The 13,293-nt window shown below is 42.2% G+C and carries 18 protein-coding genes; 11 read left to right on the top strand and 7 right to left on the bottom strand.

The window, feature by feature from the left end; translation table 11 throughout:
* The first annotated feature begins 35 nt into the window (after window positions 1-35).
* From OQY15_RS01825 to OQY15_RS01815, 3 genes are all read left to right on the top strand, one after another.
* Window positions 36-989, top strand: a complete 954-nt coding sequence (locus tag OQY15_RS01825) for a YafY family protein (RefSeq protein ID WP_265787010.1) — start codon at window positions 36-38, stop codon at window positions 987-989.
* A 323-nt stretch (window positions 990-1,312) separates the two neighbouring features.
* Window positions 1,313-1,810 carry a DinB family protein gene (locus tag OQY15_RS01820; RefSeq protein WP_265787008.1) on the top strand — a complete coding sequence of 166 codons (498 nt, stop codon included), beginning with the start codon at window positions 1,313-1,315 and terminating at the stop codon, window positions 1,808-1,810.
* A 159-nt stretch (window positions 1,811-1,969) separates the two neighbouring features.
* Window positions 1,970-2,182: a hypothetical protein gene (locus OQY15_RS01815; RefSeq protein WP_265787003.1), complete on the top strand. Its 213-nt coding sequence runs from the start codon at window positions 1,970-1,972 to the stop codon at window positions 2,180-2,182.
* A gap of 100 nt (window positions 2,183-2,282) precedes the next feature.
* On the opposite strand, the gene OQY15_RS01810 is transcribed toward OQY15_RS01815, so the two are convergent.
* From OQY15_RS01810 to OQY15_RS01800, 3 genes are read right to left on the bottom strand one after another with little or no spacing between them, the layout of a single operon-like run.
* Window positions 2,283-2,507, bottom strand: a complete 225-nt coding sequence (locus OQY15_RS01810) for a hypothetical protein (RefSeq protein ID WP_265787001.1) — start codon at window positions 2,505-2,507, stop codon at window positions 2,283-2,285.
* A 51-nt stretch (window positions 2,508-2,558) separates the two neighbouring features.
* Complete coding sequence (locus OQY15_RS01805) at window positions 2,559-3,563, bottom strand: hypothetical protein (protein WP_265787000.1); 1,005 nt, start codon at window positions 3,561-3,563, stop codon at window positions 2,559-2,561.
* A 53-nt stretch (window positions 3,564-3,616) separates the two neighbouring features.
* A complete protein-coding gene (locus tag OQY15_RS01800) occupies window positions 3,617-3,985 on the bottom strand; it encodes a helix-turn-helix transcriptional regulator (RefSeq protein WP_265786998.1) in 369 nt (122 codons plus the stop codon).
* Window positions 3,986-4,230: 245 nt separating this feature from the next.
* Here OQY15_RS01800 and OQY15_RS01795 point away from each other — a divergent pair, with 245 nt between their 5' ends.
* The 5 genes from OQY15_RS01795 (at window position 4,231) to OQY15_RS01775 (ending at window position 7,146) form a co-directional block, all read left to right on the top strand.
* Complete coding sequence (locus OQY15_RS01795) at window positions 4,231-4,440, top strand: hypothetical protein (RefSeq protein ID WP_265786996.1); 210 nt, start codon at window positions 4,231-4,233, stop codon at window positions 4,438-4,440.
* A 56-nt stretch (window positions 4,441-4,496) separates the two neighbouring features.
* Window positions 4,497-5,663: a FecR family protein gene (locus tag OQY15_RS01790; RefSeq protein WP_265786994.1), complete on the top strand. Its 1,167-nt coding sequence runs from the start codon at window positions 4,497-4,499 to the stop codon at window positions 5,661-5,663.
* 151 nt (window positions 5,664-5,814) lie between these two features.
* Window positions 5,815-6,396 (top strand): sigma-70 family RNA polymerase sigma factor, encoded by a 582-nt coding sequence (locus OQY15_RS01785; protein ID WP_265786993.1) that lies wholly within the window; start codon window positions 5,815-5,817, stop codon window positions 6,394-6,396.
* 182 nt (window positions 6,397-6,578) lie between these two features.
* A complete protein-coding gene (locus OQY15_RS01780) occupies window positions 6,579-6,794 on the top strand; it encodes a hypothetical protein (protein ID WP_265786991.1) in 216 nt (71 codons plus the stop codon).
* Window positions 6,795-6,945: 151 nt separating this feature from the next.
* Window positions 6,946-7,146 carry a hypothetical protein gene (locus tag OQY15_RS01775; RefSeq protein ID WP_265786989.1) on the top strand — a complete coding sequence of 67 codons (201 nt, stop codon included), beginning with the start codon at window positions 6,946-6,948 and terminating at the stop codon, window positions 7,144-7,146.
* Window positions 7,147-7,202: 56 nt separating this feature from the next.
* Here OQY15_RS01775 and OQY15_RS01770 read toward each other — a convergent pair whose 3' ends face one another.
* Window positions 7,203-8,096, bottom strand: coding sequence for an AraC family transcriptional regulator (locus OQY15_RS01770; protein WP_265786987.1), 894 nt, complete (start codon window positions 8,094-8,096; stop codon window positions 7,203-7,205).
* Window positions 8,097-8,292: 196 nt separating this feature from the next.
* Here OQY15_RS01770 and OQY15_RS01765 point away from each other — a divergent pair, with 196 nt between their 5' ends.
* Complete coding sequence (locus tag OQY15_RS01765; RefSeq protein WP_265786985.1) at window positions 8,293-8,580, top strand: UxaA family hydrolase; 288 nt, start codon at window positions 8,293-8,295, stop codon at window positions 8,578-8,580.
* A 98-nt stretch (window positions 8,581-8,678) separates the two neighbouring features.
* Window positions 8,679-9,803 (top strand): UxaA family hydrolase, encoded by a 1,125-nt coding sequence (locus OQY15_RS01760; RefSeq protein ID WP_265786983.1) that lies wholly within the window; start codon window positions 8,679-8,681, stop codon window positions 9,801-9,803.
* Window positions 9,804-9,931: 128 nt separating this feature from the next.
* On the opposite strand, the gene OQY15_RS01755 is transcribed toward OQY15_RS01760, so the two are convergent.
* Window positions 9,932-10,654 carry a hypothetical protein gene (locus tag OQY15_RS01755; protein ID WP_265786981.1) on the bottom strand — a complete coding sequence of 241 codons (723 nt, stop codon included), beginning with the start codon at window positions 10,652-10,654 and terminating at the stop codon, window positions 9,932-9,934.
* Window positions 10,655-10,789: 135 nt separating this feature from the next.
* On the opposite strand from OQY15_RS01755, the gene OQY15_RS01750 reads away from it, so the two are divergent.
* Window positions 10,790-11,971 carry a M20 family metallopeptidase gene (locus OQY15_RS01750; RefSeq protein ID WP_322973274.1) on the top strand — a complete coding sequence of 394 codons (1,182 nt, stop codon included), beginning with the start codon at window positions 10,790-10,792 and terminating at the stop codon, window positions 11,969-11,971.
* A gap of 90 nt (window positions 11,972-12,061) precedes the next feature.
* Here OQY15_RS01750 and OQY15_RS01745 read toward each other — a convergent pair whose 3' ends face one another.
* Window positions 12,062-12,469 (bottom strand): MauE/DoxX family redox-associated membrane protein, encoded by a 408-nt coding sequence (locus OQY15_RS01745; RefSeq protein WP_265786977.1) that lies wholly within the window; start codon window positions 12,467-12,469, stop codon window positions 12,062-12,064.
* A gap of 146 nt (window positions 12,470-12,615) precedes the next feature.
* Entirely contained in the window at window positions 12,616-13,194 is a 579-nt protein-coding gene (locus OQY15_RS01740; protein WP_265786975.1) for a Crp/Fnr family transcriptional regulator, read from the bottom strand.
* Between the last annotated feature and the right edge of the window lie 99 nt (window positions 13,195-13,293).

Raw genomic sequence — 13,293 nt, 5'->3', positions numbered from 1 at the left:
TGTAATAAACCTGATAGTTTTAAGATATTTGGTTCATGAACCGAATCGACCGCCTCTCTGCGATACTTATTCAGCTGCAATCCCGCAGGGTAGTACGTGCACAGGATATTGCCGACCGCTATGAGATCAGTCTGCGCACAGTATACAGAGATATCCGATCGCTGGAAGAAGCGGGGATTCCTGTGATTGGCGAAGCGGGAGTTGGTTATTCCTTGATGGAAGGGTACAGACTACCCCCGGTCATGTTTACGCGCGAAGAGGCAACGGCTTTTATCACAGCGGAGAAGCTGGTGAAAAATCTCACAGAGTCTAATAATAGCAGCTCCTATACTCAGGCACTGGATAAGATCCGGGCAGTACTGAGGACGGCCGACAAAGATTACCTCGAACATATCGATCACCGCATAGAAGTCGTCAAGACCAACCGCGTGCCGGAAATGAGTTTGCAGCATAACCGTCTGCAAACTATTCTCGACGCTGTGGCGGCGAAGAAGATCTTGCGGCTGGACTATTTTTCGTATTTTAAGCAGGAGCGGAACGTACGTTTTATTGAGCCTGTCGGTGTTTTCTACCTCGACAACTACTGGCATCTCATTGCCTGGTGCCGACTGCGCAAAGGTTATCGTGATTTCCGTTTTGACAGGATTCTTGACATCGCCACCACTGAGGAGCATTACGAAGACCAGCATCCCTCGCTAAAAAGCTATCTCCATGATCAGCATAAAGAAATCCCATTGGAGGAAGTGACGATTCTCGTCGATCATAAAGCGTCATTACATCTCGGCGAGCAGAAGTTCTATCAGGGTTATGTAGCTGAAAAGGATACACCGGAAGGAGTGGAGATGCAATTTCTGACGATGTCGGTTGAAGGTTTTGCACGGTGGTTTATGAGTTTCGCAGACTATGCCGTTGTCTTGAAGTCGGAGGCCACGAAGAAAAGAGTGAGAGAGTTGTTTACAGGTATTTCTAAGAAGCTTAAAGCTTTGTAGACTTGCACTCTCGGCAGCATAAGATCTTCACTTGCCACAAACCAGATTACAAAACTGGCTGTCACTGGCAAATTTCGGGTGAGTTGCGGTAATGAGTAATTTACAGGTATCACTAAGAAGCTCAAACATTTTAAACTTACATTGCTCAGCGGCAAAAAGTCTTCACTTGCCACAAAACTAGCTGTCACTGGCGTATTTCAGATGAGTTGCTGACTGAGTTATTCCCGGCAATCTCAAAAAAAATCTCATTCCCCAAACACTACTGACATACAGCTGTCACCAGCACTTTGTTTCTTTGACCTATAAACCAAAAGAAACAAAATATGTCTACACCAAAAGAATTTCTGAAAGAACTCACAGACGAATCTGTTGTAACGTTCAAAATGCTGGAACGTGTTCCTGAAGACAAGTACGACTGGCGACCTCATGAAAAGAGCATGACGATGAAGCAGCTTGCTGGTCATATCGCAGAGCTGCCATCATGGGTTAGTATGGCCTTCAACAGTGATGAGCTTGATTTTCAGGCGGGCACCTATCAGCCACCAGTAATAAACAGTAATCAGGATTTACTTGCGCTTTTCAATGAATCACTGGCAGGGGCGAAGGAGCAGCTGCAAGCTGCAACTGAGGCAAGCTTATCACCAACGTGGTTGCTGAAGAGTGGCGAAGAAGTGCTGATGTCATTAACGAAGGGGGGCTTGATACGTCATGCCTTGAGCCAGACCATCCATCACCGTGCGCAACTAGGGGTGTATTTGCGCTTGCTGGACATCCCGATTCCCGGCACCTACGGTCCAAGTGCCGACGAACAGAGTTTTTAATTGATGCTTAAAAAAACACCCAGACCTGCTCGCAAGGTAAGTTTGGCTTTGAAACCTGAAATCACTGTGAAAAAATAAATCCGGCGGCGACTACTCAAGTCCCGCCTGATTTTTCCTGATCAATTTCAGAATAGGTGAATTTTCTTTTAACTTAGCGGCATGTCAGTAGAAGAATTAGAAGCATACTTTGCAGGAATCGAATTGCCCGAAAAAGTTGAATTAGAACAGGGCGTAGTTATCGAAGATATTCCGCTTTTTCTTCAGTCGCACTTCAGTTATTTGAAAAATAACGGCACCTTAAAATCTGCGGATGTATTTCTAGTACGCTTGCAGAAACTTCACGACAAAATCGAAGGTCAAAAAACCTCTTAATGATTCTAGCAACAGATGTATTTTTAATACGTCTACAGAAGCTTCATGGAAAATCGAAGCTCAAAAAACCTCTTAAAAATCCACTATTTAGCGCTGAGCTTCAGAATTTCTTTCGCTCAAGAAACTTATTGATATACTTACCAGTGACGCTGAAGATTTCTTCAGTTTGTCTTTTTGTGTAACCTAAGTTATAGATCATGTGATCCTTTAACTCGCCGATAGTTTTGTAATTCTCTGTCGCCTTGGCCCTTTTTTTCTCTCTCCGCAACATATCTGCGTAATCATCACCATAAATCATCTTTTTGATTCGATCATCTGCACTCATAGTTTTATGTTTTGTAATCATAGTATGTGTTTCTCACGATTACACCCATTTTTACTGATGAAATTTTTTGACAAATGACACAGGAACTTTTAAAGCACTTGCAGCTTGCTCATCTGTATACCCTAAATTAAGAATTAAGTGTCCTGCCAATTCAACAAGAATTTCATCTCTGCCTTTCAATTTGCCTTTTTGCTCCCCCTCCACAAGACCTTCCAACCTACCTTCATCTCTGCCTTCCAACCTACCTTCTTCTCTACCTTCCCGTCTCCCTGCCGCCACACCTTTATCCCAGGTAATCTCTCTAATTTGATCTTCGATATTCATAAAATCATTGTTTTGAGTTAATAAATGTAATTCCCTATCAAATATACCTTGTGTTTCTGAAAATTCCAAAATAACATAGAAACTAATAAAATGCAGCAGCGCGAACTCCGTTTCCTGCGGCAGGCCCTTACTCAGCAGGTATTTAATCAGTTCGATCTTGCGAGAAAGCACGGCGCAATCCCGCTCCAGGTCATACCTGATATGCCTGCAGGCTCCAGCGATCCTCGCCGCCAGAATTGCAATCGCAAACGGATTCTCATGGGCATATAACTCCTCATCTGTAGGTTCAGTAACTTTGAAAGTATGAAAGCGGTAGGAGAGCTCCGTGCCCAGGAAAGACCTTACATACTGTGCCGGGCGTTGTACATCACTTGCCTCCGTAAAAATCGCGTATGCGGAAATCTCCTTGTTATGCTTATCCATCAGGCGATAGTAATACGTGTACATCCTATGCGCGAAATCCTTTCTGTAGGCCGCCTGAAACTCAAAATGAAGGATCACCCAATCCGAGGGATCCTCCCGGAGGTAAACCTTCACCAGCTTATCTACGGTCCTGGGCGCATGCATACGATCCGTAGGTGTATACACCTGCAGCAGCTCCTTGTCCAGAAACTCCCAGCCCCGGTCCAAGTCGATCAGTAAGTCGATCCCAGGATGAATAAAGCGTATAAAATCCGGGAAGCAAGCCTTCACAAGACCCTTCCATAAAACATCTTCATTTTTAATCAGCATTTGCAAATATAACCAAATGCAAACAAATGTTAATAATAAAGAAATATATTAAACTAATTCGGGTTAAATGCAATAAACTTCGAATGCGCACGCATCTTCAGCTCAATGATATGCCTTAACACATCCGCGATCTCCAGCTGCACCGCAACCTCTTCACGCCCCAAGGGATGCGCCGCCAAGTCACCTGCAGTCAGATACTTCATGTTAATCTGCTCCTGCGTAAAGCCCAGCTCCACCAGTTCCAGTGCCGAGATCTTATAAAACCGCAGCAACTTCCTGAAGAGCCACAACGTCAGATCTGCCTGTTCCGTTTCCATATTCTGGTACGCCCGCGGAGTCGTCCCCAACTCCTTCGCTAACTCCTCGACAGACAGCCCTGCGGTCTCCCGAAGCACTTTGATATTATAAATAAGCTTCCTCATACCCCTCCTCATAAATTGTGAAAGTGATATCTAAAGTATCGAATATTCTATAATAAAAAAAATACTGAAAGAATAAATTATAGAATTATATTCCTGGTTACGATAATGCTGTTCACCACGCCCAAGCATACGTTCACCTCAGTTATACTGATGTTTATCAAAATGTCACTGCTGCAACAAAAAAATAATACCTGTCACATAGGAGAAATTCCTAATTATATAAACTCTACAGTAAACAATTGAGTATGAAACAGTCAGAGTTTACTGAAGCTGTTAATGCATATCTGGCGTGTACAGCTAACCCATGGCAGGAGTTTATTGTAGAAGACTATTACAATAGCTACGAATACTGCTTCGACATCTTCGACGCCGTGCCTGAGATACAAGTCAAGGAGATTGGCGACCGCATCTTCGCCCGCATCATGAAAAAGATCCGGGAGAGCGACGGAAAATAAAATTACATTCCGCATAGGAGAAGTGGTAACATGCATATACTGTAAAGGTATAGGCTATGAACACACCCAATAAAAAAGAATTTTTACGTCTGGTTGAGAGTTATTTAGATGGAACAGCGACAGAGAAACAGACATCTACCGTTGAAAAATATTTTGATCTGTTCTCCGCGGAACCGGATATCCTTGACAGCGTCGACAAAGCCGAAGTCAGGGTTATCCACGACCGGCTCAAACTAGCGATTGATACCAAAATTGACCAGGAAGATAAGTTTTACCCCGTTGTACCCTGGACATACCTGTCAATAGCAGCCAGTGTCGTGCTGGCTGCTACGATAGGTTTATACTTTTATCATTCCAGGCAGCCACAAGTAAAACAGTTTAGTCGGCAAGTCATGGTGGCTGATGTCGCACCGGGGGGAAATAAGGCCGTCCTTACTCTGGCCGATGGCAAGAAGATCTCCCTTACCGATGCCAAAAACGGAACCATCGCTAACGAAGGAGGAACCAGCATCCTCAAAACTACCGAAGGACAACTCATCTACCAGGGACAAAAGACATCCAACGTCATCGCCTATAACAGCGTAGCAACCCCCAATGGCGGGCAGTACCAGTTAACACTAAACGATGGCACCAAAGTCTGGCTCAATGCAGCTTCCTCTTTAAAATACCCACTCAGTTTCGAGGGTAAAGAACGCAGGGTAGAGCTCAATGGCGAAGCCTATTTCGAGGTCGCCCACAACAAATCCAAACCCTTCAGGGTAGTCACCAGTCATCAGGAAGTGGAAGTCCTGGGGACACACTTCGATATCAACTCCTACGATGATGAACCAAGCACCAGAACAAGTCTGATCGAAGGCAGCGTGAGAGTCACCAACCTGAGTTCCAATAAAAACATCACCATCCTTCCCGGACAACAATCTATCCTGAGCGCAGCGAAACCTGAGTCCGCCATTAAGGTCAGGAACATTGATATCGACGAAGCCATCTCCTGGAAAAACGGATACTTTATGTTCGATGAAGAATCACTGGAGAGCATCCTTAGGAAGATCGCCAGATGGTACGATGTGGACATCCAGTACAAAGGACTCAACGAGAAGAACAAGCTCTTCTTCAGCGGCACCTTATCCAAGTACAGCAATGTTTCCAAGGTACTCAGGAAGTTAGAACTCACGGAATCCGTGCATTTCAAAATCGAGGGGAGAACCATCCTCGTGATGCCCTGATCCGCGTTCCGGGAGTATTGACCGGGTCAAATGTCCCAGTGATATATGTAAAATAATTCGTGATTTATTATTATATTGATTAGTAGATGCTTAACTCATTTTTCGCGATCATTTTCAACTATCTGTCGTACCCGATTAAACGAGAAAGAGTATGATTAGAAGATTAGCCAAATATAAAAGCTTCAATGACAACACGCTCGTTACCATGATGGTGGAGAGCGACAGGGAGGCCTTTGATGAAATCTATGAACGATACTGGAGGAGGCTCTATAATGACACCTATAAGCGTCTCAAAAGCATTGAAAAGATCGAAGAGATCGTGCAGGATGTCTTCTCCAATCTATGGACATCCCGGGGCAAGAGAAACATCCAGAATATCTATCCTTATCTCCTCACCGCCGTGCGGTACCAGGTGTTCATGTTATACAAAAAGGGGAGGGCTACGCCCGAGTTTGAGGAACCGCTGGAGCATATGATCTTGTCTACCCTGCAGGCAGATTCCCTGTTTGCAGAGAAGGAACTGAAGGGATGCATCCGTGTATGGATGACCATGCAGCCCGATAAACGCAGGGCGATCTTCGAGATGAAGTATATGGATGAAAAAACCACCAGGGAGATCAGTGAGATCCTCGGCATTTCCCAGAAGACCGTGCAGAACCAGTTGCTCACCTCATTCTCCAGCCTGCGCGAATTCCTCGGCAAGGCCCTGATCATGATGACCCTGATGCCTTAACTTACTCAAAAAACCAGTAACATGCCTGGCACCCCATTGATAGGTGTTTTTCTGTCAACTAAACCGTTAAAATCAAATCTATCTCATTATTTTTACATCGTTTTTCTGGATGCAATAAAAAATATTTTCTTCTGGCATAGGAGATCATGTTCATTTTCGCGACCTATTATAAAACAGCTTATATGGAAAACATAGAATTTTCAGCGGCAGTAGATGCATACCTGGCAAATACTGCCAACAAATGGCAAAAATTTATGGTAGAAGACTATTGTCACTACTGCAGGTACAACTGTGACATCTCCGAAGTTGTCGAAGATGCAAAAGCAAAAGGCATCAGCGATCGCATCATGCAGCTGATTGCCAGAATGTGGGACGATTCTAAAGGTCAACAGTCCTAAAAATATCTCCCTGTCATATTGGTTGGTCTCCAGGCAGGGAGTATTTTTAATTCAAACCGCAGAAAAAAAAATATTCCTGATTTGTTTAGGAGATTTGCTCTCCATCCCACACATATATGATAAAAGGGAAACCATCTAAATCAACCAACCTATGGAAAAATTAGAATTTTCAGAAGCTGTAGATGCATATCTTAATCATACAGCTACCTCATGGCAGGAATTTATAGTCGAAGACTACTTCGATTGCTTCCAGTACGGCATCAACATCCTCGACTGCATTTCGGAGAGCCGGATTAGAGAAACTCATCAAAGGCTTTACGCTTCGATTTCGAAAAAGATAAAGAGGATTTAGAGTCCGCATAGAAAAATCTTGGAGGATGGCTCATCTGCGAAAGCGGGTGGGCTTTTTTATTTAAGCTTCCGCCTGTACTGATCCGGAGAAAGGTTCATGGCCGACTTAAATAATTTTGAGAAGTGGAACGGATCTTCATAACCAATGTTCAATGCTACTTCAGAAATTTTCAGATTTGTATTGTGAAGCAACTTGCCGGCATGCTGCATTTTTAACAGCGTAAAGTACTCCATGGGTGAAATACCCATTTCTCGTTTAAAGAGAAATGAAAATTGGGACGGAGATTTAAAAAATTCGTCCGCAAGTTCGGCCAGACAATACCTTGTCTCGATGTTATCTTTCATGAACTTGATTGCCCTGGTTGACAAATTTGGATTCTCTTCTACGCACTCCTCCACGCCATAGATCAATATGGCCAGTACCCGTTGCAATGTAAGGTTAGCATAAATTAAACGTTCTTCGGTACATCCGTTGTCCAGCGTTACAAGCAAGGAATTAACCAGCTTGTGCACCTCCAACATATCCTTTACATACACAGGTTTATTGCAGCTTTGCAGCGCTGGCTGTCTGCAGAAATTAGCGAGATCCATACCACCGAGCTTCAGCCAGTAAAAACTCCAGGGGTCAACACTATCTGCTTCATACCGATGTCTTTCATTCGGGTAAAGAATAAAAAACTGACCAGGTAAAACCAGGTGCTCTTCAAGATTCGCTTCCATGAAACCCTTCCCGTTAATACATAAGACAATCACCATTTCCGGGCAGCCATGTTCACGTAAGGTACGAAAATCTGCAGCACCTTGCAGGTATCCCATTTCTGTGATGTATAAATGGTTGGACACAGGATTGTTATAAAAACTGTGGTGCATAATTTTTTCCGGAATCGCAACCACCTTCTTTTTGGGCCCCATTCCACTTTCATTTTTAAATTGTTCATTACTGTTGCTCATAGTGTTTGTATTTAGTATCACAAAATTTATAAGATCAGTAAGATATGACATGCTCTCCGTAACCAGATCCATTTAATATAAATTTATATTGCCGATATTCACATTTATAAATACTTAACCAAATATCACCTGTATTACTCATATGCTTCAATTGAAACGGACAATGAAAACATCAAAATCCAGAAACTAATAGGCGATGGAAAAACTGCTGAAACTGCACCATCTGGATAATGTATTAGTCTTAACAGATGATATTCAAGCCGGCGAGCATAACACTTGCGGCGAAATGGAATTTTATTTTCCCCGGTCGATAGACATGGGGCATAAGGTCGCGGCCCGGTATATTGAAGCTGGTGAAAAGATTATCAAGTATGGCGTGTCCATAGGATTTGCTACCAAGATGATCCAGATGGGCGACCACGTGCACCTGCACAACATGAAAAGTGAAGTTTTACCTAAACTCATCAATACCTATGAAAACTAAACACTGGGGATTGCCAAGCCCAGTGTTTTCCAAAACCAACCTACCAACCCAACCAGGCCTTCGAAAGGAGGCCTGGTTTTACATTTTAAAACATTTTTATGGATCAAATGCGATGGAAGGGCTATCTGAGAAAAGATGGCCGCAAAGGTATCAGGAATTATGTTGCTGTAGTTTATTTGTGTGAATGTGCACATCATATTGCAACAGAAATTGCCAACAGGTTTAAGGAGCATCCTGTACAGCTGATCGGCTCCCAGGGTTGTTATCACAGTGAGTATGCGCAAAACATCCTAAACGCCGTATGTACCCATCCTAATGTGGGTGGCGTACTGCTGATATCGATGGGCTGTGATGGTGTAAATGTCAGAAAGCTGGAACAAATTGTAAGTGAATCAGGCCGGCCAGTTAATAGCATTTCCATCCAGAAAGCCGGAGGAACCAGGATGTCTCTGAGTATAGGTGTACAATGGGTAGATTGGTGTTTAGGAATTATAGATGGCGTGATGAAGGTGAATATGACAGTCGAAGATCTTATTGTCGGAACGATCAGTAGTGGCAATGATGCTACATCAGCTATGACTGCAAATCCAGCGGTAGGGCAGGCTGTAAACCATCTCATCTCCCAAAAAGGAACTGTTATTTATGCTGAGACAGACGAGATGGCCGGACTTGAGGGAGTCATCGACGAGCGGACTACTAAACCTGAGCTGGCAGAGAATCTAAAAGAATATATAGAAAAAGCTGCACGAGATCCCAGGGTATTAACATATTCTACAATAGAAGAAGAATGTATGAGTTTATACTGTCAGACGGGCGATGCAGCAATCTGCGGAATGATTAAACCCGCCCAGAGACCGACAAAGCCAGGTTTATTTTTAATTGATTTGCTCTTTGGTGATCAAAAGAAAGCGAAAGTGCCGAAGATTAATGTTTCTGCTAAAATGGTAGATATGATTGCGAGCGGCTGCCATCTGATTATTTGTACTACGGGCAAAGGTTCAGTCATTGGTTCTGCTATAGCCCCTGTGATCAAGATCTGTGCAAATCCGATGACCTTTATTCAAATGCGTGACAATATTGATATCAATGCAGGTGGAATTTTGGATGGAGACGAGACCCTCGAGGAAATCGGTGAAAAGATTTTTGTTGGGCTTCAGTTTGTAGCGTCAGGAATACCGAGTTGTGCTGAAGGTAGGGGACACCAGGAATTTATCTTACACTGACAATTCGGCTTTGACCTAAAAAAAATCATTTAAAATTTTTCCTGCTGATAGTTTGTAAAAACAAAGAGTCTGCTCGATACGAGACAGACTCTTTTGTTTCTGGTAAATTTATAAAAATGAATATATTATCAACCAACATTGTTGACCTGGAAGGTTCCAAACGCTGTTGGGCCCGTACCATCAGTAAGTCCTCTGATTACTATTGTGATTGTTTTATATCTGTTTGAAGTTGCATTAAATGTTAAGGTAGAGCGAATCACATTTGTAGCAGCATCTCTGATTTGAAAAGAATAAGTTGTTGATGATGTTTTTGCCGCATACTTTTTGAATTCAGAGACTCCCTTGTAAGCCAGCCCTGTCACTTCATTAGTAAGAGAAGAAGTGATGTTAATATTAAGCGAATTACTGTTAGGGGATAGGTTCACAAACCTAATGTAAACAGAACTATCTGGTCTGATTGCAGCAGTTTGTATAACTGGAATACTTTTTTCCACTCTATAAGTTGTGTCGATTGTTGGAGATACACCTGATATATATAATGTATTGATAGATTGGAGATCGAAAGTAGCGCTAAATAATTTTTTAGTCGTATCGGTAGAACTTACTATAGTAATGGGAGTGCTACCTGTGAATGCACCATATAGCGCATTACCTTGAAATGCAATATCCGAAGCCCTCGCATAAGCGAAACTACTACCGGCACCAGCATTGACTTTGATCGATCCTGCGCCTAAAGCAGCATTCACTACCGTAACATTTGCTGTTGGCTTGATTGTGTAATTTTCTTTTTCGCAGGATGAAATCATAAAAAGCAATGCCGCAGGGATTACGAAAAGTAATGTTTTTTTCATATTTTTTTGGTTTTGGTTTAATATGTATTGAGATTCCTGTTGGGATGTCTTAGAACTATAGTATATCCAGTACACATTCTCTCCCAAGATCATAGATATATTTATTGATATTGGTTGTGAGGTAGACAGATATTAATGCTTTATCAACCGTATATTCGTGTTATGCAAGAAACACTATTTCAAAAACTGATTCAAATTCGTAGAGATATACATGCCCATCCGGAGTTAGGTTTTCTTGAGCATCGAACATCGTCTCTTGTTCAGCGCGAACTCCAAAGTCTTGAAATTCCTTTTGAAAGCGTGGCTGAAACCGGTGTGTTGGCTACAATGAAAAAGGGAGAAGGACCAATAGTAGTCTTAAGGGCAGATATGGATGCTCTGCCCTTGAAAGAAGATACAGGACTTTATTTTAGTTCTGTTAACGACAATATTATGCATGCCTGTGGGCATGATATTCATACCACTATGCTGCTTGGTGCTGCCCATCTTTTAAAAGATCAGAATTTTGATGGTACGGTCAAGTTTCTATTCCAGCCTTCAGAAGAAGGTAATTTACGAAGTCCGCAACCAGGTAAGTCTGGTGGACAAATTATTGCAGAGACCGGTAAGCTGGAAAGTGCTAAGGCTGTGATTGGTCTGCATGTTAATCCGTTGATGAGGGTGGGATCACTGAGTTTTACAAATGGCGAAGCACTGGCAAATGTCTGCAACTTCATCATTACCGTGAGGGGAAAGTCCGGGCATGCCGGGGCACTGGAGCATGTTATCGATCCAGTCTTGATCAGCAGTCATCTTATTGTGGCTGCTCAATCTATAATTTCACATACTGCACCAACACAACCAGCTGTGCTTGCCTTCACAACTACAGAGATCCTGGGTCAGCCAGCCTATAATGTTATTCCAGAGACCGTAGTATTGAAGGGAAGCCTTCGCGTGTTAAATCTGGATACATATTCTTTAATTGTCGAAAGAATGACCAAACTCATGAAGGGTATGGAAATATCCTATGAATGCAAAATTGACATGGAATTGACCGCTTACTATCCGAGTCTATTAAATGATTCTGGTCTAAACGCTCAACTTAAAAGTGTGCAGGAGAAGTTGTTCGGCGAAAATGTAGTTAGTCAGGGGGGGCAATTGATAGCGGAAGATTTTGCTTTTTACTCGAGGCAGGTACCATCGGTATTCTACTTTTTGGGTGCTGCCGTAAATGAGGAGCAAACCTATTTTCTGCATCACCCTAAAGTGAAATTCAATGAGGATTGTATACCCTTAGGTTCCACTTTCCTTACGGAAGCTGCATTGCAGCTTCTTTAATAAACAAAGGAGGCGGGACATCCATCCCGCCTTACCCTCATGCTCATCATTCAAAAAACAATCTATAATTAACCGTGCGTAGTTAATATTTTAGAGCTCCATCAAAATCACTCCAGCCAGAGCAATCAAGGTGAGCATTATATTTACTTTAAAGTGTTTGTGCCAGCCAAGTCTTCCAAATAGTCCACCGCAGGCACAAGGATGACGATCATAAATATGAAATACTGCCCCACCAACATACAATGTAAATAGTGCCATCATAAACATTGATGCATACATACCGATAAGTCGAGTTTGAGGAATCAGTAATAAAATGATCAGCACAATTTCACTGAGAGGAAGAGTATACAATAAAATCTTGCCAAACCAACGTGGAAAGACCTGGATCATGAGTGCGTGGTTAAATTGCTTCATATCAAAAAGTTTGGAGAAAGAAGCATATGCCCAAAGTAAAATTAGAAACCCTGTAATTAAGATGATAAAAGGATGTGGATTCATAGTTTTAATCATTTAAAAGGTAAGATCAATTTTAGATTTCTGATAGATTCTATGTATCCAAGTTAAGCGAGAAATGGCAAAAAAAAAGGGACAGATGACCCAATCAAATGGTCTTCCGTCCCAGTGGGGAGGCACTAAATTAATTTTTATAGTCTTCTTGTTCTGTTTCTTATCCGGTTCAGTGTTTTCCGTGAAATGCCAAGATATGCAGCAATACTTTCTACAGATGCTTTTCTGAATAATGCGGGGCTGTCTTTCATCAGGTGCAGGTAGTGTTCCTCGGGAGAATATGCAGCAAACTCAAGAATTCTCTTTTCGCTCATTTTCTGATATTCATGCATAATTTTCCTGACATACTCATTGGTCTCCGGAAAAACTTTTAAAATCTCAGCCGTATTTTCAAAAGATATTGACAGCAGTACACTAGGCTCCAACAACTCGATATAACTCTCACATGGTAACTGATTAAAGAAGCTATTTAACGAAATCATCAATTGGCCTTCGTTCCAAAACCAAAAGGGAACTTTTTTTTCTTCTCTGTAGATTACCCCCATAGCAGCACCTTTTTCAATAAACCAGGCCCTGTTTGAGATCTGCCCTGGCTTTAAAATAACTTGACTTTTAGGGTAATATTCCCTTTTTATCATCTCACAAAGCCTTTCCTTTAGCTCAGCGCGTAAGGGATACTTTCCAGCTAACAATTTGAACAATTCCTCATTTTCCATTTCATACGATATTTTAAAATATGACACGAATTACTACTTCTAGGCTGATTCGTATGAGTATGGCCTTGCCATACTCCAAATCAAAAATAAAATAATGAA

The organism is Pedobacter sp. MC2016-15 (genome assembly GCF_026239695.1).
GTDB lineage: Bacteria > Bacteroidota > Bacteroidia > Sphingobacteriales > Sphingobacteriaceae > Pedobacter.
Note: the sequence above shows the minus strand (reverse complement) of the source record. Positions and strands in the feature narration are given on the sequence as shown.

Coding starts and splice junctions, on each gene's coding strand:
- OQY15_RS01825 (WP_265787010.1), top strand. CDS start 36: ATGAACCGAATCGACCGCCTCTCTGCGATACTTATTCAGCTGCAATCC.
- OQY15_RS01820 (WP_265787008.1), top strand. CDS start 1,313: ATGTCTACACCAAAAGAATTTCTGAAAGAACTCACAGACGAATCTGTT.
- OQY15_RS01815 (WP_265787003.1), top strand. CDS start 1,970: ATGTCAGTAGAAGAATTAGAAGCATACTTTGCAGGAATCGAATTGCCC.
- OQY15_RS01810 (WP_265787001.1), bottom strand. CDS start 2,507: ATGAGTGCAGATGATCGAATCAAAAAGATGATTTATGGTGATGATTAC.
- OQY15_RS01805 (WP_265787000.1), bottom strand. CDS start 3,563: ATGCTGATTAAAAATGAAGATGTTTTATGGAAGGGTCTTGTGAAGGCT.
- OQY15_RS01800 (WP_265786998.1), bottom strand. CDS start 3,985: ATGAGGAAGCTTATTTATAATATCAAAGTGCTTCGGGAGACCGCAGGG.
- OQY15_RS01795 (WP_265786996.1), top strand. CDS start 4,231: ATGAAACAGTCAGAGTTTACTGAAGCTGTTAATGCATATCTGGCGTGT.
- OQY15_RS01790 (WP_265786994.1), top strand. CDS start 4,497: ATGAACACACCCAATAAAAAAGAATTTTTACGTCTGGTTGAGAGTTAT.
- OQY15_RS01785 (WP_265786993.1), top strand. CDS start 5,815: ATGATTAGAAGATTAGCCAAATATAAAAGCTTCAATGACAACACGCTC.
- OQY15_RS01780 (WP_265786991.1), top strand. CDS start 6,579: ATGGAAAACATAGAATTTTCAGCGGCAGTAGATGCATACCTGGCAAAT.
- OQY15_RS01775 (WP_265786989.1), top strand. CDS start 6,946: ATGGAAAAATTAGAATTTTCAGAAGCTGTAGATGCATATCTTAATCAT.
- OQY15_RS01770 (WP_265786987.1), bottom strand. CDS start 8,096: ATGAGCAACAGTAATGAACAATTTAAAAATGAAAGTGGAATGGGGCCC.
- OQY15_RS01765 (WP_265786985.1), top strand. CDS start 8,293: ATGGAAAAACTGCTGAAACTGCACCATCTGGATAATGTATTAGTCTTA.
- OQY15_RS01760 (WP_265786983.1), top strand. CDS start 8,679: ATGGATCAAATGCGATGGAAGGGCTATCTGAGAAAAGATGGCCGCAAA.
- OQY15_RS01755 (WP_265786981.1), bottom strand. CDS start 10,654: ATGAAAAAAACATTACTTTTCGTAATCCCTGCGGCATTGCTTTTTATG.
- OQY15_RS01750 (WP_322973274.1), top strand. CDS start 10,790: ATGCTTTATCAACCGTATATTCGTGTTATGCAAGAAACACTATTTCAA.
- OQY15_RS01745 (WP_265786977.1), bottom strand. CDS start 12,469: ATGAATCCACATCCTTTTATCATCTTAATTACAGGGTTTCTAATTTTA.
- OQY15_RS01740 (WP_265786975.1), bottom strand. CDS start 13,194: ATGGAAAATGAGGAATTGTTCAAATTGTTAGCTGGAAAGTATCCCTTA.